We start from the raw sequence: 19,498 nt of genomic DNA on the forward strand, positions 1-19,498 counted from the left end.
TTATTCCAATGCCAATTTCATTGCTCGTTTTGCCATTTCTGGAGATAAAAGAAAACCATGTCTATAAAATCCATTCATAGAAATGTGATTACCATATTTGTATACAGAAGGGAAGTTATCAGGATAAGCTGGACGAACCCCAACACCAGATTCAATAATTTCTGCTTCAGCAAAAGCAGGGTGCAATGTATAGGCAGCGTTGAGCAATTCCATCATTGATCTGACAGAGATGGCACCATCAAAGTCACTCTCAATCATCGTTGCACCAATCATAAAAATATTATCTTGCCGCGGTACAATATAGAGCGGAATACGGGGATGAAGAAGACGAACGGGACGGGAAAGTTTAATATCTGTACTGCGTAGGAGCAGCATTTCACCCCGCACCCCTCGTATATCTTTATCTTTTCCTAAACGTGCTATTCCTGTTGCATCAATGATCATATCAAAATCTGTTGCAGATGTTTTGACATCAACAAAACATGCACCATTTTTTATCAGAATTTCTTTTAAAGCAGTAAGTGCTTTGCGAGGATCAAGATGCGCTTCATTTTCATAAAAAAGCGCATGGTTAAAACGTTCAGCAAGATCTGGTTCAAGACGCGCTATTTCTTCACCATTTATAATTCTATGATGATGTGTTCGCTCTGAAAATCGTTCAAGTTCTACCTTATCTCGTGCTGGTGCGACAACTAAAGTTCCTTTTCGTATAACAAGATCTGGAAATATTTTGCACCACCATTGTATAGCTTGTACACCAAGGTCTTCAACTATTTGTTCAGCATTTTCTTTTTCACAGTAAGGTGCCAGCATTCCTCCCGCATACCAACTTGCTGTTCCTATAGGAGAAGAAGGAGGGGCCGATACAGTAACATGAACGCCTTTTTGTTGTAACATAAAAGCAACGGTTAAACCACCGATTCCCGCACCTTTAATAAGAATATTCTTCAACTGTTTACTCTCTTTTTTTGAGGTGCTTCGACATAAATGTCACCCCTTTCTTGATATTTTTCTGCCATAGCAACCATACCCTCACCCTTTGCCTTTTTGAGTGCTGCAGCATCTCGAATATCATGGGAAATACGCATAGAACAGAATTTTGGTCCGCACATGGAACAAAAATGCACCAATTTATGAGCATCTTTCGGCATGGTTTCATCATGAAAGGCACACGCTGTTTCTGGATCAAGAGACAGGTTAAATTGATCATGCCATCTAAAGTCAAATCGTGCACGTGAAAGAGCATTATCGCGTAACTGTGCTCTGGGCAAACCTTTTGCAAGATCAGCTGCATGAGCGGCGATTTTATAAGTGATGACTCCCGTTTTGACATCATTTTTATCGGGAAGTCCTAAATGTTCTTTAGGCGTTACATAGCACAACATAGCGGTTCCAAACCATCCAATCATAGCCGCACCAATTGCTGATGTAATATGGTCATAACCAGGAGCGATATCAGTTGTAAGAGGTCCCAAAGTATAAAAAGGGGCTTCATGACAGAGATCGAGTTGTTGTTCCATATTTTCTTTAATTTTGTGCATTGGGACATGTCCTGGTCCTTCAATCATAACCTGTACATTTTTTTCCCAAGCAGTTTTTGTCAATTCTCCTAAAGTCTTAAGTTCGGCAAATTGTGCTTCGTCATTCGCATCGGCAATAGAGCCAGGGCGTAATCCATCTCCTAAGGAAAGAGAGATATCATAGGTGCTTGCAATATCACAAATTTCATCAAAATTTTCATAGAGAAAGCTTTCTTTATGATGATGGAGACACCATTTTGCCATAATAGAACCGCCTCGTGAGACAATACCTGTTATACGATCAATGGTCATCGGAATAAATGGTAACCTTAAGCCAGCATGAATAGTAAAATAATCAACGCCTTGTTCTGCTTGCTCTATAAGGGTATCACGAAAAATGTCCCATGTTAAATTTTCAGCAATACCTTGTACTTTTTCGAGTGCTTGATAAAGAGGAACAGTCCCGATGGGCACCGGGGAATTTCGAATAATCCACTCACGAATATTGTGAATATTCCGCCCTGTCGAGAGATCCATCACTGTATCAGCGCCCCAACGAATAGCCCAAACCATTTTATCAACTTCTTCTGCCATAGAAGATGTTACGGCGGAATTGCCAATATTGGCATTAATTTTCACACGAAAATTACGTCCAATAATCATTGGTTCGCATTCTGGATGATTGATATTCTGAGGAATAATGGCGCGTCCGTTTGCAATTTCATTCCGAACGAATTCCGCAGTATAAATTTCCGGTATTTCTCCACCCAATGGACTTGATTGCACTGTTTGCTGGTCTTTTATCGCGAGCCCTTCATTTTCTCGTATAGCGACATATTCCATTTCGGCGGTAATAATACCTGCACGTGCATACGCCATTTGTGTAATTGCTTTACCACTTTTGGCGCGTAAAATAGGTCGTTTTTTTTCAAAGGCTGGTATAGGAGAGCTTGTTAATCCATTATCTTCAGGTTTAACTGAGCGTGCAGGATAAGGTTCAGTATCAGCACGCTTAGAGAGCCAAGATGAGCCAATTGCTGGTAAACCTTTTGTAAGATCAATGATTGCCTCTTTGTCGGTATAGGGACCAGAAGTATCGTAGACATTTAAAGGTTTTTCACCACTACCATCGGTCAATGAAATTTCACGCAACGGAACACGCACATCAGAAAAAAGAGGACTCTGTTGATAAATTTTGCGTGAGGCGGGAAAGGGGCTGCAACTGATTAATGGAATATTTTTCGACACAAATTTTTTCCTTCTAAACACAGAGTTCAAAAACTAAGATGGTATGGGGATATATTCAAATGATCAATTATGTACTCTTGAATGAAGAAATGCTTATAATATTTTATAGTAAGTGATCTTCAATAAAGCCTAAGAAAATTTATTTGAAAAGATTAATGCAATATCTCAATAATATCTGCACCCCCCATGTAAACACTTTTGTTAGCATTAATATGATTGGCTTAAATACGGACATTGTCAATCACAAAGATATGTTCTTAACGATTTTGGTATATTTTTTAAGAATAAAAGTAGGTCTGATAAACTATAATATTAAGAAGTTGTCTTTGATAGTTGAGGGGATAGCAAATGTTAAATCAATGGAGTATTTTTTGTTTGGATGGGTGAGGCAGATAAGTTAGCAAAAGGGTTTGGAGAATGCTTACTTTGATATTGCAATGAATGAAGGAGAACAACAATAATTGCGAGATTATGTTGAGAGGGATTGATTGTTCTTGCAAAAAAAATATACATATAATAGAATACGTGTACAGGGAGAGCTGTTTTAAGTGAGAGCGGGTGGTTATCGGGCGCTGGTTTTAAAGAACCTACGAAACGTGTTCATAAAAGCTTGGGGGCGGGGTTATATTTCTTAATATACGGATCGGGCACAATCTTCAGAATTGAGGAAAGTCTGTGATATTTCCTTAGTATTTCAGTTCACTGAAGGTGTGAAGAAATTATCATATCGATATATTCTCTATGATACATGGAGTTTGAACAGAAGTCTGTTCAAAAACATGGGTGCTGATCTCATAACACAATTTCAGGAATAAATTGAATGAAATAGAATCAAGTATCTGCATGTAAATAAAAATAGAATAGGGGCATGCAGAAGATTTTAAGCTAACTTTTGAATTTTTTTAATAGAAATCATCATCAAAAGATAAGCTTAACATACTGAAAAAATAAAATGTCTCATTAAAAATTTAAATCAGAAACTTTCTATGCAGATGACAAGTTATTGCATTCAATAATGGTTAGATGAAATCTATAGTAAGAGAAAATTTTAACAGTATTTTTAAATTTTGCAACAAGATGCAAGATTTGAAAATACGGCTATATAACGACAGCAAAGTAACAAAACAAGATATCAAAGAACATCAGATGAGGTGCTTAGATTACACATTAGAAGTGGAAGCATTAAGACTGATGTTATGAAAAAAGTTTTATGAAATGAACTTATTAAATGGGAAGGAGTGAAGAGAGAAAGAATGCGTAAAATAGGGTTGGTGCAGCGGTTATGATGTACCAATGCGGCAGGCATATTTTTAGAGCACAGAACGAGAAATTATGAGAAAAACGATGAAAATAATGGGGGATTTATAATGTCTAATATTTACGATTGGTCGCTAAAAGCTGATGAAAATGCTCATTCAGATAATATCATTAACTGGGCAGAAGGTCAGCCACCTAGTTCTGTCAATGATAGTGCACGGGCGATGATGCAGCGCGTGCGTGAGTATCTTGCCGATAATGGTGGATCTATTGACTCATGCTTTATGGTAAATGCAGAAGATAAAACAACATTAATTACCTTAAAGACAGTTTCAGCGATAAAGAAATACGATAATGATATAATCATACGTTTTAAAGCGCGTGGTGTGAATATTGGTACGACAACAATAACTGTTAATAATATAGGAGAAAAGCTTATCTATAAAGCTACCGATGCGGGGATTATACCATTAGAAGGTGGAGAGCTACAAACAGATGGCATTTATGAAATGGTATATAATAGTGGTGTTTTAATAAAAGAGCATGAGGGTTGGTATTTATTAAATCCTACACCACCAAAGATAGAAAGTTTTCCTGCGGGATTCATTGCAACATTTGCTATGCGAAATATCCCGAATGGTTGGCTTTTATGTGATGGTACGGCTTATAAGCGTGAAGATTATCCGCAATTATTCAAGGCTATAGGTGATAAATGGGGAAAAAATAGCGATACAACTTTTAAAGTTCCTGATTTTAGAGGCATGTTTTTACGTGGCTTTGATGATGGTCGGGGTTTAGATAATGATAGAAAATTTGCAGATGAACAACAAGATAGCATAAAATCGCATACGCATATTGGGACCGTTGAAGAATCAGGAGCGCATGTGCACAATTTTGAGTATAAAGGAGTTGGATGGCCAACTGGTAATATTGGGAGACTCCCGAATTATTATACCTATAATACAACCCTGAAAGGGAAAACAGATTCTGCTGGTGCACATACACACAAGATAACTCTTTCCCATACGGGTGAAGCAGAGACGCGCCCTGTTAATACAACGGTTATCTATGCTATAAAATCATGAGTATAATCGGGGAGTAAAGAATCTATACACATTTGAATAATTTTATTAACGCGGAGCGATTCCGCGTTATTTTCTGCGTATGTGAAGAAAAAACTAGCTTATTACTATCTTAAAAGAGTTAAAAAACAATTTTTAAATAGAGGGAGAAAAGTCAAAAATATGATTTGATATGCTTTTACTATAGAGGTGTATAAATGAATATTTGTCTATTTGTAAAAATAGCTAGAGCATATGTGTCATAAAAAATAATGCCATTAAAGCCACAAATAAATATTTTATAGATTGAAGAAAGGAACTTGATTTCTATCGGGCATTTAGAAAATATAGACAATACATCTAATTTTGTACATATTTCTTGGATTATGTTTATAAAAACAAAAGTTATAGAAAAAGCGGGAAAGCGCATATCGATATTATATAAATTAATAGCAAAACAAAATCTCCAATATTTTTAGTCTCGTAAAATTTTAAAAGATTTTAAACAGGTTTTTTGTCCCAAAATACGGTGTACTCGATTCTCTTTTTTAAAAGGACATATGACCCAAAAGAAGTTCATTTAACAATAAAACAGACCGTTTAATATTTACATGTTTTATTTTTTTATGGATTTTAATTTTTAGATTGAAGCCGGTAGCTTTGGGATCTCTTCTCATGGGAAGAAGCCGTTTGAGGGAGTATAAATGGGATATCTTCTTTAGGTAATTCAGAAACGTTTAAGGAACAATGATAAACATCGTGGAGATTTTGTGTTGTCAAAACATTAGTTGCATTTCCTTCGCAATAAATCTCTCCTTCCTTGAGCAAGATCATGTTATCTGCATAATGTGCCGCGAGATTGAGATCGTGAAGAACAGCAAGAACACCACCACCAGAATGGGCAAATTGTTTCGCAATATCCATAACAATAATTTGATGTTGAATATCGAGGCTTGCAATGGGTTCATCTAATATCATCCAACGAGGAATTCCATTATAAATGGGTTTCCAGATTTGGCAAAGAACACGCGCAAGTTGTACGCGCGCTTGCTCTCCACCTGATAATTGATGATAATACAGGTTACCATAATCAGAAAGGTCAACGCGCTCTAAAGCTTCTTGGATAAGATTTTGCAATTCGACTTTGGCAATGGTAATGTGGTTTACAGAAAGGCCAAGTCCTACAACTTCATGGACTAAGAATGGAAATACGAGCGTTGTTGATTGTGGTAAAACGGCGCGCATTTGGGCCATTTCGTAAGTCTTTGTTTGGCGCACATCATAACCATTTAAGGTTATTTTTCCACTGTAAGGAATTTCTCCACTCAATGCTTTGACAAAAGTACTTTTCCCTGATCCGTTGGGACCGATAATGATGGTAAAAGCTCCACTTTTAGCTTGAAGATTAATGTGGTTAAGAATCTGTTTCTTTCCACGCTGAACGCAAATATTTGTCGCTTCAATCATGAAAAGTCTGTTCCTCGTTTGCATATAAGGATCCACAGGAAGAAGGGGGCACCAAAAAGTGCTGTTACGATTCCAATTGGCAATTCTGCGGGAGCAACAATTAAGCGTGCAAACGTATCAGCAAAAATAAGTAATGCTGCTCCCAAGAGGGCAGAATAAGGAATGAGATAGCGGTGGTCAGGACCAATGAGCTGACGTAAAATATGAGGAACAATAATACCAATAAAACCAATACCACCACTGACAGCAACAGCACTTCCACACATAAGAGCAACAAGGGGAATAGCAATATTTTTAACGCGTTGAATAGGGAAACCGATATGGACAGCAACGGCTTCTCCAAGCGCAAGAGCATTAAGTGCTCGTGATAAAAAGGGGGAGAAAAGAAGACCAATAAAGATGAAAGGAAGAACAAGCCATACTTTCAACCATGTCGCACCCGCAAGAGAGCCAAGGCTCCAAAAAGTGATATCGCGTAATTGTTGGTCATTTGCGATAAAAATCAACGTTCCGACAACTGCACTGCTTAAGGCACCAAGGGCAATACCGGCAAGCAACATGGTTGCAATAGAGGTAAAGTTATGATGCGTTGCTATGATGTAGAGAACAATCGTTGATAAAAGTCCACCAAAAAAAGCACCTATGATAACTTTATATGGCTCTAGAAAAGGTGCAAATGAAATAGGAAAGGCAAAACCGATAACAATTGCTAAAACAGCACCAAGACCGGCTCCTGCTGATACACCTACAATCCCAGGATCTGCAAGAGGATTACGGAAAAGTCCTTGCATCAGAACACCAGAGACAGCCAAAGCTGCTCCGATCAATAACCCTAAGATAACACGAGGAAGCCTGATATCAATAAATATGAGATAATTGCGTGTTTTACTACTGACAGAAAATTCTTGCGTAAACATGCTATAAAGAAAATCAAAGAAAGAAGTATTTGAAGCACCATTTAAAAGTCCGCTTAAAATACTAAAGACGAGAAATATTATTAGACTGAATAAGAGTATTTTTCTCAAATTCTCGCGATTTATTTTTTTATTTTTTTTTGTTTCAGATGCATAAACCATGGATGGCGCTACCAATTCTATCCGTTTTTACCGTTTTGGTTTGCACCATAAAGCATATGAATAAGTTCTCTTGATGCGTATGCAGTGCGTGGACCAAATCCTAAAAGGTACATAGCATCCATTTGTTTAATAGCATGATTTTTGGCGGCAGTTGTTGCTTGAATTGCTGGTATAGCTAAAAGCTTTTCAAGATTAATAGATCTTCCACTGTGTGTTATAAGCAAAATAGCATCAGGATTTGCTTTCAATAATGCTTCGTTATTGAGAAGTTTATACCCTTTATAATCAGTAATGGCATTGATACCCCCCGAAAGTTTTATGATACCATCAGCCGCTGTATCTGTTCCAGATGCCATAACGCGCCCATTTTGCACGGACAAAATAAAAAGGACACGCTTTGGTTTCGTTACTTTTGCCAAAAGAGCATCATTATCTACAAAATCACGGCTCACTTTTTGAATTAATGCAGCGGCTTGTGCTTCACGATGGATGGCTTTTCCAACGAGGTGAATTTTTTCTATGACACTTTCTCGAGAATAGTTCTCAGGTATGATCACGATAGGAATTGATGTTTTTTTGAGGATTTCAATTGTTGAAGGAGGTCCACTCCCTTCAACAAGCAAGATACCTTCTGGAGCCAGAGACAAAACACCTTCAGGTGAAAGAGCACGCATATAGCCAAGCACAGGAAGTTTGAGAGCTTCTTTAGGATAAACGCTTGTACTATCACGGGCAACAAGTTGATCTTGCGCGCCTAATGCATAAACAATTTCCGTCAGAGAACCACCAATAGAGACAATTCGTGCATTTTCAGAAAAATGTGTGGTAGGTTCAGCAATAACACGTTGAGAAAAAAAGCTAAGAGAAAGCAGTATAAAAAAAAGAAAAAAACTTAACCGTCTGCGCAAAAGAAATATAAGCATATTTTATCTCTTTCTAAGTGACGACTAATTCTTGATAGAGAGGAAGAGATTTCAATAAAGAACGCCAATCATCACGCTCTTTTTGACCTTCTTTGCGCAAGCCAAAGAATTGAACAATCATTTCATCATTTTTATCGAAAACTTCAAGTGAACTGACATAACCATCACGGGTAGGTTTGCGAACATGCCATACACGAGCAATACCAGATGTGAGTAAATGAAGATCAAATCCTGGATCGAGAACATTAAGCCACGGTCCCATTTGCTTAATATTTTTTACAGTCCCACTAAAAATTTGAATACACCCTCTATTACCAACAAAACACATAATTGGCAGTTCTTGTTGTGCGGCTTGGTTAAGCATCATTTCAACAGCATCTACCTGTAATTCATCGGCAAATTCATTACCAACATGTTTTACAGCATGATGCCGATTAATTTTAAATTCGGAAATAATTTTGTGAAGTTGGTGTACATCCGTCATTTTCCGCCAACGATCCCGAAAATTCTCAATATCCAATTCTGTTATATCACACTGAACTGGAAGGGAAACGGGAAGAATGTCAAGAGCAGAGGACTGATCTTCAAGAAGGAGCTTTTCAACAAGTTCATTCCACTCTTCCATATTTGTCATATCTTTAGAATAGATTTTTAAAATAGCAACGCCATGTTGATCAAAGAATTGTAGACTTTTTGTAGGTTTTCCAAGAATAATAACATCATATTCAAAACCAAACTTCCATTGTTTTGTAAAAATACGCAAATCAATTTCACCAAGCGTGATAGGAATATGTTCGTTTTGAACAACTTTTTCAAAACGTCCTGTTATTTCATGAACCGCATGTTCGTTTCGTGTTAAGACCATGACTGTTCCAAGTCGAGGAGCACTCTCCAAGAGAGTAGCAACATCAACTTGTAGTCTTTTTGCTTTTCCAACAGTACAATAGGCCGCAATAAGCTCTGCTTCAGATATACCAAGCGAAACCGCAAAATCACGGTTACGCATTTCTTTTTTTTCTTCACGCAAACGAAGAATCATTTCAGCTGTATGGGCCATGATTTTACCTTATGTTACTTAACTTAAAAACTAACTTTCAAATTTTAAAATTCTAAAGCAATAGATTAAACCCCTTAAAAGAGTTTAATCTATCACAAAATACCGCTCTATCGCGAACAGGCGAATAATTAAAAAACGATAAAACAGGAAAAATTAAAGCTCTTCTACCAAATCTTTGTAATTTCAAAGATGTTGAAAATAGAAACATAATAATTAATCCTTTTATCGATATAATTTTATTGACCGAATAGTTAACAGAAGTGATTAAAACTTTTGTACAAATGATACCTTAAAGTTACGACCAGGCTGGCTATAATAATCCTTTGGTGTTGAACTTTTACCTGAAGGAAGTTCTGATGCATTCCAATATTTTGTATTGAAAAGATTATAAACACCGGCTCTCAAGATAGGGCCTGTTTCACCGAATGGTTTCCACCACCCTGTCATATCAACGACATGATATCCTGGAATTTTTTGGTAATCAGATGCCTCAGCTACCTTGTCACGTTTGGCTGCCAAAGTAAGGATAATATCGCCCCCCCAAACTTCTTTCGCATATCCTAAGCCGATAACTGCTTTTAAAGGAGGAATTGAGTTAAGATATTCCTTTTTATCAAGATCTTTTCCTTGTGAATAAGCAAGAGAAACATTGCTATGAAAACCATTCTTAAGAGCTAGATGTGCTTTTGTTTCAACACCAAAAATTTGCACGCGAAAACGATTCATGTAATGCCGACGCGCAAATCTGAACTCTTCTGATGGTCCTCTATCTTCAGTATCTATGAAGTTCTTATACTGGTTAATAAAGGCATTGAAGGAACCTCCAAAATTTGCATTTCCATACCGTAGACCAACATCATACCCATTGCTTGTTTCTGGTTGAAGATCAGGATTTCCTTTCACGTAATAAGCAGAAGGCTTGATATAAGAAACATAAAGCTCTGAAATACGTGGTGCACGAAAAGCCTGTGCCCACTGAGCATAAAGGGTTACTTGATTACGAACATCCCACTCCATGCGTAATTTAGGAGAAAAGCGCGATCCACTTCTTTCTGGAGGGAATTTATCAGAAATCAGAGCTTTCTCATAAGAAGGTGTTTTCTGAGGAACATATTTGTACCAATCATACCGGATTCCCGGTGTTACACGAAAACGATCATCAACGAACCCAATTTCATCTTCAAAAACAAAGCCTAAATTGTAACCATTTGTGTCTGGTGAATCTGAGCGATTAGCAGGAACAAAAAGACATCCTCGAGCATATTCTTTTATATGACAATTGTCTTTACCTAACAAATAGTGATGAAATTTAGATGACGAAACATTTGTTGCAAACTTTAACGTATGGCTTGTAGTGCCAAAATCCACTTTTTTAAGTGCATCAGCATTGAAACCATAATTAATATTACGTAAGAAATTATCTCTTAAATAATCCCCTTTGGGCGCTGAAACACGAACGCCAGTCAAAACGTGACGACTTGATTGCCTTTGCCAATAAAGCACTCCACTAAACGCATCAAGAACCGCATCGCCGTTACCCTTATAATTATAAGAAAGAGAAAAACGCTCACGAAGCTTATCATCCCGCTCATAAACAGAACCTGGAGCATACCTTTTAGACGAATTTAATTCATGCGTGTTACTATTATGACCAAAACGCTCTGCGGTAAAACCAAGCCGATGATTATCACTCAAATATTGATGAATTTTAAAAAGCAAGTTATTTTTATCAAAGTTGGAAGGATTTTTACGCGTGCGTTCTTCATATCCTCCCACTGTTCCCATATTTTTGCGCTCATGACCTTCTACATAAGACCCTTGGAAAAGCAAAAATGTCCGGTAATTACGCACAGCAAAAGCTTGATCGATGCGCCAGCTGTTATCAACAGAATGGTAACCACCTTTTATAAGGCTTCCCCAATTCTTTCCTTCCACAATAAGGTCTTCAGGATTAAGAGTCCGCAATGCAATTATCCCCCCAAGCGCCCCAGAACCATAAAGACTAGAATCTGATCCCTGAATAGTATCAAACGTAGAAAGAGCATTGAAATCAAACGTTGTATTCCCACCTCCACCACGGAATATATCATTAAACCACGGAAGAGAAATGCCATCCATTGTCGTAAGAACACGGTTTGCATCTAAACCCCGAATAACAAAACTGTTATTTTCTGAGTTATAGGATACAGAAGGATTAAGACGACTCACATCATAAACATCAGTTATTTGTTTTTCATCAATATTCTTGTTGGTTTTACGATCAGTCAGAATGGTTATTGAATTTGAAGTATCTTCGACTTTTTTTCCCTTAATAAGGATTGGCTTAAGCTCAGTCACAACATTCTTATCGCTGTTTTGTGCAAAAACAAATGAAGGTATACAGACCGACAACGCACCTAAAATCACACAGCTTTTATGGATATTTTTTCGTCTTATTTGCATAACACATTATAACCTTTTTTTTAACATCCCCTCTCTAAGCTTGAAATTTTACATATAAAAACGCTTGACTTAACCCTACCAAAAATTAGCCAACCAAGCAGAGATGATTTAAAATATAAAATCACAGGGGAACCATATTAAACATGATAAAATCAGTCAAGAAAAAAGTTGCAATTTCAAAATAGCTTGTTTTAATGAGATGAGATACCAATATTGCACTTAGAATAGCGGCGGAAAAACGATGAACTTTGCAAATGAGAGGCAGTTATCAACTCTTTGGATGGTTGCATTTGTTGGTGCTCTGTCTCTGCATATTGCATTGGGAACACAGTTTTATTTTCGAAAGGCTGGTGTCAGTAAGGGTGTGCTCTCGTCAACGGTTATACTAACTCTTGCCCAAGAGAGTGTATACCTAGATGCTGATATAGATCAGTCAAATCTGGATAATGATATAGATTTGTCAAATGCTAGCACAAAACCAGAACTATTGCAGCCAGATCTTTCTGAGCAAGAGCCAGAGATATCGGAAACGGTGGATGATATTCAACCGGAAGAGTCCCAGCATAGTGTAGAAAAAGATGATTTTACAGTAAAGTCTTTGGAAGAATCTCTTCCTCAAAAAGTAGAAGATAAAATATTTGAGAAAAAAACAATACCAAAGACAGTTGTAAAGAAGCCATCTGTAAAGGCCGTGCATTCACTTAATGCCAGACAGAGCGGTAGTACAGTAGGGTTTGAAGATATGATGTTAATGGAGTGGTTAGCAAAGGTACAGTCGCAATTAGAACGGCAAAAAAATTATGTTGTAGGACAGCGTACCAGTCGAGCAAAAGGAACGGTGAAATTAGAATTTAGGGTGCATGAGCGGGGGGGCATTTTTTCTAGCCGTGTCGTCGTTTCTGCTGGAGATCCAGAACTTGATCGATTGGCTATGGCAGCTCTTCAGCGCGTTGGTGCTTTTCCTCCCCCTCCACCATCAAAAGTGAATAAAATTATCAGAGTATCCTTGATATTTAGCTGATTTTTTTAATGAAGACTCTGTTCACATAATATATTTATTTATAAAGGCTATTTATAATTTAAATGAAAGTTCAAATATAGTTTTTCGAATTTTTTTACATTGAAGCAATCAAAATCATCCGCGCTGACTTATGACACGAGTGAGGAAGAGCATGGATAAAAAAACTTTTTAAAAACAGTAATATATTTCTTATGAATGCTCTCAATGAAAGGGCTGTTGCAACGTTGGAAGTTAGGGGGAAATAGGACTATAGCTTTTATCAAATGAAGCTTAATTATGTCTAATAAAATTTTATGCCATTCGTGAGAATACTTTCATAATGACTCTTCAAGTATACAATGGTGAAATAGACTTAGAGATATTAAAATAAAAATCGGAATAAGAAAGCATACTATTTTAGCGGGATATTCTGTTTTGTATGAAGGATGTAAGCTTATATATAAAAATGAAAAAAATAAAAGGCAAAGCTTCACCTTCATTCTTAAAAGGTATTAGTGTGTTTGAAAGTTGTAAATCTGAGTGATAAGGGAAGGAAAAGTGGGATGTTTTTTATCTTTAAGATTTTCTCACTCAATGAGTGTTTATCTTTTTGCTTTAGAGATGTTTCAAACAGATCTACATAATAACTCTCCATTATTAAGTATAGAAATATTGTAAACAGAAAAAAATTCAAAACGTGCTGTTGTATAAAATTTGAATGTCGATTAATAAGCAATAGTAAAGGGATGCACTATTCATTTTACTCTTTTTACATTAATCCTCTATGATGTTATCGTTTATTTATTGAGAAGAAATGAAATATTTATGCAACATGATAATTCATTATTTTGTCTTTTGAATAAGAGACCCGAATAGCGTAGATTTTTCCATCTCAACTCTATTGATACTGAATCAATTAAAATCACTTGTTTGCACGTCAAAAGGGAGAGTGTATGTGGATACTCTTTAGGAAGGAATTAAAATGCTCTTAAGAACGCAATGCTCTTTGGGAAGATTAAGGCATATTATTTTCATCGACCAGAAAGCAGGTCGGTTTTTATATCTATTTTCCCAGTGAGTCTTGCTTTGTAGACACCGTAATTTTCCATGACACGCATCACGTAATTCCGTGTTTCTGTATAAGGGATACGTTCAATCCAATCAATGACGTTATCGAGAGATTGTCCTCGAGGATCGCCATAACGTTTTATCCATTCATCGACCCGACGGGAGCCAGCATTATAGCCAATAAGAGTTAGGATATAGGATCCATTAAAACGTTCTAATTGCTCATTGAGAAAATGGGTCCCTAATGTTACATTATAACGAGCATCACTGCTAAATTTTTTATGAGACCATGTGATTGAGTATTTTTTTGCGAGTGCTTTTGCTGTTGTAGGAAGCAATTGAAGTATCCCTTGTGCACCTGCTTTTGATATGGCTGTTGGATTAAATTCGCTTTCTTGGCGTGCAATGGCATAGATAAGCGATTTTTCTTCTACAGAAATATGAGTAGAAGCTGGTATAGCCCCTAGGGGATGAGAAAGTGCCCCGACATTTTTTCCCTGAAAAGCAGCTATTTTTCCGATTTTGAGGCTGGTATAATAGTCACCATTTTTTTCTGCCATAACAGCTAGAAGAGCTAATTCACCGGGACTTTCTATTTTTTTCGCGAGTTCTCTATAAAAAACTTTAGCAAAGTCAGCATAGCCGGCTTCTTCAAGACGTTGAATTGCTTTGATCGCTTGTCGTGCACTAAAATGCTGTCGTTCAGCGGTTGTTGGTTTAGGAAAAGAAATATTAAGCTTTTTTTGGTTGAGTCGTGCAGCGGCTAATTGGCCATAATAAGTTGCACCAAAATGAGCTGCGCGATGAAAGTAATGCTGGGCATTTTTGTGATCTCCTAGCGTTTCTGCAGTTCGCCCCATCCAGTAATATCCACGTGATGCAGAAAAAGGTGAAGAGGAGAGTTGAGGAATGCGTGAAAAATGCTGCATTGCCAATTTAGGGTTATGAAGAAACCGTAGTGCGTACCATCCTGCATGAAACTCAGCATCAACAGCTAATGCAGATGTTATGCCAGTGTGCATCGCAACAAGTTGATAAGCCATTTTGGGTTTATTTAAATCGAGCATTTCGCGAGAAAGGGCGCGTTGCTCTTTCCACAATGAATGAGGGTTCATAAGATGAAAGGTATCTTTTGATGTTTTCATCATCAGTGTTGCGGCGGCATCATATTGCTCTGTTCGCCGAAGATGGCGTATTCGAGCAAACTGGAAAAGAGGATCTTTTTTCCATGTTCTCTCGACAGCGCGTAATTTTTGTGTCGCTCTAGGATCATTTTTTTCAACGGCGACAAAAGCATCAAAAAGGGCTTGAGCACGGGCTAATTTTGCAACGCGTGCCGCTGAATCAAAACGATGTGCATACAGCATAAACTGCATGCGTTTTAAATGATCAATAGGTTTTAAGGTAGCGCTTGCATTGTTAAGAACAAACACTTCTTCTTTTGCATTAAGCGGTGTTTTATGCCACCATGGTGCAATAATGTGTTGAGCGTGGGTGATTTGTCCCGTTGCAATAAGTGCTTTAGCGAAGAGAGCCATGCCTTGTGCCGTGAGGGGGGGGTGATGAGAAAATTTTTGGATAATGGCGCGTGTGACATTGGTTTCATTAAGAAAAGCACGTTCAGCATTGCGTTGCATTGTTTCTATACCAGGCCATCCTTTTAGTATGTTGATTGCATTATAGATTTCAAAGCTTGGTATATTATCTTGGTTTGATAGCCCCAGCGCCCATGTCAAAATATGACGATCAAGGCTATGTTTTTCCATTGAATTACGCAAGTTTATTGTTTTTGCAATATTGTTGTTTGCAAGAGCATCTAGCCCAGCTTTTAGTTGCTTGAGTGTCGTAGTATTGTGCGATGCCGTGTATCCCTGTTGAAGAGGTTCTTGAGCTTCTTGTTTAACAGTAAGGAGGGCAGGACGTGTCGAAGGGATTGGTGCTTTCCCATGGAAAAGAGGTGTTTGTGCATGTGCACTTGAAAATAAAATTCTTATTGCCAGTATAAGTGCAGTAAAGGTTGATACGAAAAGAGAGGTGGAGAATACGCGCATAGAGAAAAGACCTTGAAACCTTGCTTTTTGTAAAAACTTAAGGGTTTATAGAGCACAAGCATGAAAAACGCGTTAATACAGATGGTTTATTTTAAAGAAATGTTCAAAATTTAAAGAGGGACATCTTCATCTTGTAGAGGCTTTTTTTGAAATTCATCTTGCTTCAATGATAGAGCAAGATTATGCTCTATTTAAATTTATAAAGGCGATTATTAAAGAAAATAAAAGCGAACATTATAGGGAGTTTATCATGCTCAAGGGAGCTATAACTGCTCTTATCACACCGTTTGATCATAAGGGTGCAATTGATGAGAGAGCGTTTTGTGATTTTGTTGAATGGCAGATCACACAAGGGATTAACGGTGTAAGCCCTGTTGGGACAACAGGTGAATCGGCAACTTTAAGTCATGAAGAGCATAAGCAAATTATAGAATTGTGCGTTGAGCAGGTTGCAAAGCGTGTTCCTGTTGTTGCTGGAGCGGGATCAAATAGTACAAGTGAGGCTATAGAGCTTGCGCAGCATGCAGAAAAGGCTGGTGCAGATGCCGTTTTGGTTGTTACTCCCTATTATAATAGACCAAATCAGTCTGGCTTATACAAGCATTTTTCTTCTATTGCCAAAGCTGTTTCTATTCCGATTATAATTTATAATATTCCAGGACGTTCTGTTATCGATATGGCTGTGGAAACGATGAGAGACCTTTATCAAAATTTTAACAATATCATTGGTGTTAAAGATGCAACGAGCAGAATTGAGCGCGTGAGTGAACAAGGTGAAAAGTGTGGCAAAGATTTTGTGCAGCTTTCCGGTGATGATTGTACAGCATTAGGTTTTAATGCACATGGAGGTGTCGGATGTATTTCAGTTTCCTCCAATGTTGCTCCAAAACTTTGTGCAGAGCTTCAAGCCGCTTGTTTTCATGGTGATTATAAAACAGCACGGGAATTAAATGATCGCCTCATGCCTCTAAACCGTGCTGTGTTTATTGAACCTAGTCCAGCAGGGATTAAATATGCTGCTGCAAAATTGGGGCTTTGTGGTGAGACTGTACGTTCTCCGATTGTTCCATTAACAGAGAGCACCAAGAAGATTATTGATGAAGCCCTTAGTCATGCTGGTCTTTTAAAAGCATAGAATGATATCGACAAAGCCATGAATAAAAAAAAGAACGCGCCCGTACGGAAAATAATTGCTGACAATCGTAAAGCACGTTTTAATTTTGAAATCCTTAATAATCTTGAGGCGGGTCTTGTTCTTCAAGGAGCGGAAGTGAAGTCTTTACGTTCTAATCATGCGAATATTGCTGAAAGCTATGCTAGTTTTGAAAATGGGGAATTATGGTTAGTCAACAGCTATATTCCTGAATATACGCAGGCTAATCGTTTTAATCATGAGCCGCGACGTTTGCGTAAGTTATTACTTTCAAAACGTGAGATGGCACGCTTTTTTAATGCAACATCCCGTGAAGGGATGACACTTGTTCCTCTCAAACTTTATTTTAATGAACGTGGGCGCGTTAAGTTAGAGATTGCTCTAGCACGAGGGAAAAAACTTCATGATAAGCGTGAAACGGAAAAAAAACGTGATTGGGGACGTGAAAAAGCAAGACTTTTAAAAAGATATGGATGATCGATAGGGATCTCCTTTATTTATTTAGCATTGATCTAAGTATGCTTTTGCTGCTTGAAAAATTTGGTGAAACATAGCGTCTGTCAGGCGGCCAGTATTCGTATTATAGCGAGAACAGTGATAGCTTGAAAAGATGCGTAATCTACCAACATTATTGATTTTACCATGTTCAAAAGGGTGAGCTAAAACTTTTGCATTAAGAGCGCGTATGGTTGAGTGGTGTGCAATGGTTCCTAAGGTAATAACGGCTTTTAGTTTGGGAAGATTTGTTAAAAGAGGCGAAAAGAAAGAGCGGCACGTGTTAATTTCTGCACCGGTGGGTTTATTTTCTGGTGGAACACAACGAACAGAGTTAACAATTGCAACATCAATCAGTTCAAGATTATCGTCTGCTCTTTCTTCAAAGGTTCCTTGGGCAAAACCGAATTTTTTCAAAGTAGAATAAAGTAAATGTCCAGCATAATCACCCGTGAATGGACGTCCAGTTCGATTGGCTCCGCGTAATCCAGGCGCAAGACCAACAATGAGAAGACGCGTTGTGTCTGCTCCTTTATAGGGAAAGAAAGGGCGTACCGGTGCGTTATGCCAACTTGGTTCTTTCACACGCCAGTCAGCGATAAATTGATAGAGCCTAGGGCATAAATTGCAATTTGGGGGAGGCTCTGGGCAAAGCGATGTTAATGGGTTATTCATGGCGTTAGGCATCATTTTTTTATTCTTTTAAGTCTTTTATGACGTATATGATGGGTCATGTTTTGATAAACAATCTAGAATATCAATAAACTGCTTTAGAAGAAAGTTTAATATAAACTTATGGCTAATTATGATGTAACAAGAGGCAATCTTTCAGTAAGTTATTTGATGAATAAGAGTGCAATACATATAATGTTCAAAGAAAAAATTCTATCTTTCATAAATATATTATCATAAAAAATGTGCATAAGGCTGTTGTTATTGGAAAATCTTTCTAAGAGCTGGTATTTCTTTTAAAAGGATAAAGACTCTAAAGGAACCTTTTGTCAAGAAACACCTTTCTTTGCTTGATCCAATCTATTGGAATTCTTTTAAGAGCAGCTTTGATAACGAGCATGGGTAGGTATACATTTTTTTATCAAGTTTCCAAGAATCTTCTCAAATAAGTTTTTTAAGCAAAAAATATGAAAGCTTGTGTTGTTTTTCTTGTGTTTTATTTTGATTATTGTATATACTCACCTATCCGCTATTAAATTTTTTTATTTGAGAAAGAGGCATAAATGGCCCGCGTAACGGTAGAAGATTGTATTGATAAAGTTGATAACCGCTTTGAATTGGTACTTTTAGCAGGTCATCGGGCGCGTCAGATTTCACAAGGAGCGCAAATTACAGTTGATCGGGACAATGATAAAAATCCAGTTGTTGCTTTGCGTGAAATAGCAGAAGAGACATTGTCACCTGCTGATTTAAAAGAAGATCTTATTCATTCGCTGCAAAAGCATGTGGAAGTAGATGAACCAGAGATGGCAAGTGAATTTATCACCCATTCAAGTGAATCTGAAAGCATTTTTAATACTTCATCGCAAGAAGAAGGGACTTCATTTGATCATATGTCAGAAGAAGAGCTTTTAGCGGGCATTGAAGGTTTGGTTGTTCCGGAAAAAAGTGACGATTATTAGATTATTAATTGCATCGATTGATATTGCAGGAGTTAAAAGATATCTT

14 protein-coding genes are annotated in these 19,498 nt (G+C 37.5%); 5 read left to right on the top strand and 9 right to left on the bottom strand.

Going from position 1 to position 19,498, the window contains the following annotated elements; genetic code table 11:
- Together thiO and thiC are read right to left on the bottom strand one after the other, a co-directional pair.
- Window positions 1–951 (bottom strand): glycine oxidase ThiO, encoded by a 951-nt coding sequence (gene thiO / locus BTR_RS03635; RefSeq protein WP_012231295.1) that lies wholly within the window; start codon window positions 949–951, stop codon window positions 1–3.
- Window positions 948–2,768 (bottom strand): phosphomethylpyrimidine synthase ThiC, encoded by a 1,821-nt coding sequence (thiC, locus tag BTR_RS03640; protein ID WP_012231296.1) that lies wholly within the window; start codon window positions 2,766–2,768, stop codon window positions 948–950. Before thiC ends, thiO begins: the two co-directional genes overlap by 4 nt.
- Before the next feature lie 1,367 nt (window positions 2,769–4,135).
- Here thiC and BTR_RS03650 point away from each other — a divergent pair.
- Window positions 4,136–5,110 (top strand): tail fiber protein, encoded by a 975-nt coding sequence (locus BTR_RS03650; RefSeq protein ID WP_012231297.1) that lies wholly within the window; start codon window positions 4,136–4,138, stop codon window positions 5,108–5,110.
- 609 nt (window positions 5,111–5,719) lie between these two features.
- On the opposite strand, the gene BTR_RS03655 is transcribed toward BTR_RS03650, so the two are convergent.
- The 5 genes from BTR_RS03655 to BTR_RS03675 all read right to left on the bottom strand — a co-directional run bounded on the left by BTR_RS03655 (window position 5,720) and on the right by BTR_RS03675 (window position 12,051).
- Window positions 5,720–6,553: a heme ABC transporter ATP-binding protein gene (locus BTR_RS03655; protein WP_012231298.1), complete on the bottom strand. Its 834-nt coding sequence runs from the start codon at window positions 6,551–6,553 to the stop codon at window positions 5,720–5,722.
- The gene (locus BTR_RS03660; RefSeq protein WP_012231299.1) at window positions 6,550–7,629 is read right to left on the bottom strand and encodes a FecCD family ABC transporter permease; all 1,080 of its coding nucleotides are present in this window, start codon (window positions 7,627–7,629) and stop codon (window positions 6,550–6,552) included. Before BTR_RS03660 ends, BTR_RS03655 begins: the two co-directional genes overlap by 4 nt.
- A gap of 17 nt (window positions 7,630–7,646) precedes the next feature.
- Window positions 7,647–8,552 (bottom strand): heme/hemin ABC transporter substrate-binding protein, encoded by a 906-nt coding sequence (locus tag BTR_RS03665; protein ID WP_012231300.1) that lies wholly within the window; start codon window positions 8,550–8,552, stop codon window positions 7,647–7,649.
- Window positions 8,553–8,565: 13 nt separating this feature from the next.
- Window positions 8,566–9,609, bottom strand: coding sequence for a hemin-degrading factor (locus tag BTR_RS03670; RefSeq protein ID WP_012231301.1), 1,044 nt, complete (start codon window positions 9,607–9,609; stop codon window positions 8,566–8,568).
- A 264-nt stretch (window positions 9,610–9,873) separates the two neighbouring features.
- Complete coding sequence (locus BTR_RS03675; RefSeq protein ID WP_012231302.1) at window positions 9,874–12,051, bottom strand: TonB-dependent hemoglobin/transferrin/lactoferrin family receptor; 2,178 nt, start codon at window positions 12,049–12,051, stop codon at window positions 9,874–9,876.
- Between the two features lie 241 nt (window positions 12,052–12,292).
- Here BTR_RS03675 and BTR_RS03680 point away from each other — a divergent pair, with 241 nt between their 5' ends.
- On the top strand, window positions 12,293–13,072 hold the full coding sequence (locus tag BTR_RS03680; RefSeq protein ID WP_012231303.1) for an energy transducer TonB family protein: 780 nt from the start codon (window positions 12,293–12,295) through the stop codon (window positions 13,070–13,072).
- A gap of 1,010 nt (window positions 13,073–14,082) precedes the next feature.
- Here the strand turns inward: BTR_RS03680 and BTR_RS03685 are convergent.
- Complete coding sequence (locus BTR_RS03685) at window positions 14,083–16,170, bottom strand: lytic transglycosylase domain-containing protein (protein WP_012231304.1); 2,088 nt, start codon at window positions 16,168–16,170, stop codon at window positions 14,083–14,085.
- A 250-nt stretch (window positions 16,171–16,420) separates the two neighbouring features.
- Here BTR_RS03685 and dapA point away from each other — a divergent pair, with 250 nt between their 5' ends.
- Window positions 16,421–17,305, top strand: coding sequence for a 4-hydroxy-tetrahydrodipicolinate synthase (gene dapA / locus BTR_RS03690; RefSeq protein ID WP_012231305.1), 885 nt, complete (start codon window positions 16,421–16,423; stop codon window positions 17,303–17,305).
- A gap of 18 nt (window positions 17,306–17,323) precedes the next feature.
- A complete protein-coding gene (smpB, locus tag BTR_RS03695; RefSeq protein ID WP_012231306.1) occupies window positions 17,324–17,800 on the top strand; it encodes an SsrA-binding protein SmpB in 477 nt (158 codons plus the stop codon).
- A gap of 24 nt (window positions 17,801–17,824) precedes the next feature.
- Here the strand turns inward: smpB and BTR_RS03700 are convergent, their stop codons facing one another.
- Window positions 17,825–18,493 carry a uracil-DNA glycosylase gene (locus tag BTR_RS03700; protein ID WP_038474520.1) on the bottom strand — a complete coding sequence of 223 codons (669 nt, stop codon included), beginning with the start codon at window positions 18,491–18,493 and terminating at the stop codon, window positions 17,825–17,827.
- A gap of 560 nt (window positions 18,494–19,053) precedes the next feature.
- Here BTR_RS03700 and rpoZ point away from each other — a divergent pair.
- Window positions 19,054–19,452, top strand: coding sequence for a DNA-directed RNA polymerase subunit omega (rpoZ, locus tag BTR_RS03705; RefSeq protein ID WP_012231308.1), 399 nt, complete (start codon window positions 19,054–19,056; stop codon window positions 19,450–19,452).
- The last annotated feature ends 46 nt before the right edge of the window (window positions 19,453–19,498 follow it).

Source organism: Bartonella tribocorum CIP 105476 (assembly GCF_000196435.1).
Classification (GTDB): domain Bacteria; phylum Pseudomonadota; class Alphaproteobacteria; order Rhizobiales; family Rhizobiaceae; genus Bartonella; species Bartonella tribocorum.

Bases quoted from the DNA above. Each gene is read 5' to 3' on its own strand.
- BTR_RS03650 (WP_012231297.1), top strand. From the start codon at position 4,136: ATGTCTAATATTTACGATTGGTCGCTAAAAGCTGATGAAAATGCTCAT.
- BTR_RS03655 (WP_012231298.1), bottom strand. From the start codon at position 6,553: ATGATTGAAGCGACAAATATTTGCGTTCAGCGTGGAAAGAAACAGATT.
- BTR_RS03660 (WP_012231299.1), bottom strand. From the start codon at position 7,629: ATGGTTTATGCATCTGAAACAAAAAAAAATAAAAAAATAAATCGCGAG.
- BTR_RS03665 (WP_012231300.1), bottom strand. From the start codon at position 8,552: ATGCTTATATTTCTTTTGCGCAGACGGTTAAGTTTTTTTCTTTTTTTT.
- BTR_RS03670 (WP_012231301.1), bottom strand. From the start codon at position 9,609: ATGGCCCATACAGCTGAAATGATTCTTCGTTTGCGTGAAGAAAAAAAA.
- BTR_RS03675 (WP_012231302.1), bottom strand. From the start codon at position 12,051: ATGCAAATAAGACGAAAAAATATCCATAAAAGCTGTGTGATTTTAGGT.
- BTR_RS03680 (WP_012231303.1), top strand. From the start codon at position 12,293: ATGAACTTTGCAAATGAGAGGCAGTTATCAACTCTTTGGATGGTTGCA.
- BTR_RS03685 (WP_012231304.1), bottom strand. From the start codon at position 16,170: ATGCGCGTATTCTCCACCTCTCTTTTCGTATCAACCTTTACTGCACTT.
- dapA (WP_012231305.1), top strand. From the start codon at position 16,421: ATGCTCAAGGGAGCTATAACTGCTCTTATCACACCGTTTGATCATAAG.
- smpB (WP_012231306.1), top strand. From the start codon at position 17,324: ATGAATAAAAAAAAGAACGCGCCCGTACGGAAAATAATTGCTGACAAT.
- BTR_RS03700 (WP_038474520.1), bottom strand. From the start codon at position 18,493: ATGAATAACCCATTAACATCGCTTTGCCCAGAGCCTCCCCCAAATTGC.
- rpoZ (WP_012231308.1), top strand. From the start codon at position 19,054: ATGGCCCGCGTAACGGTAGAAGATTGTATTGATAAAGTTGATAACCGC.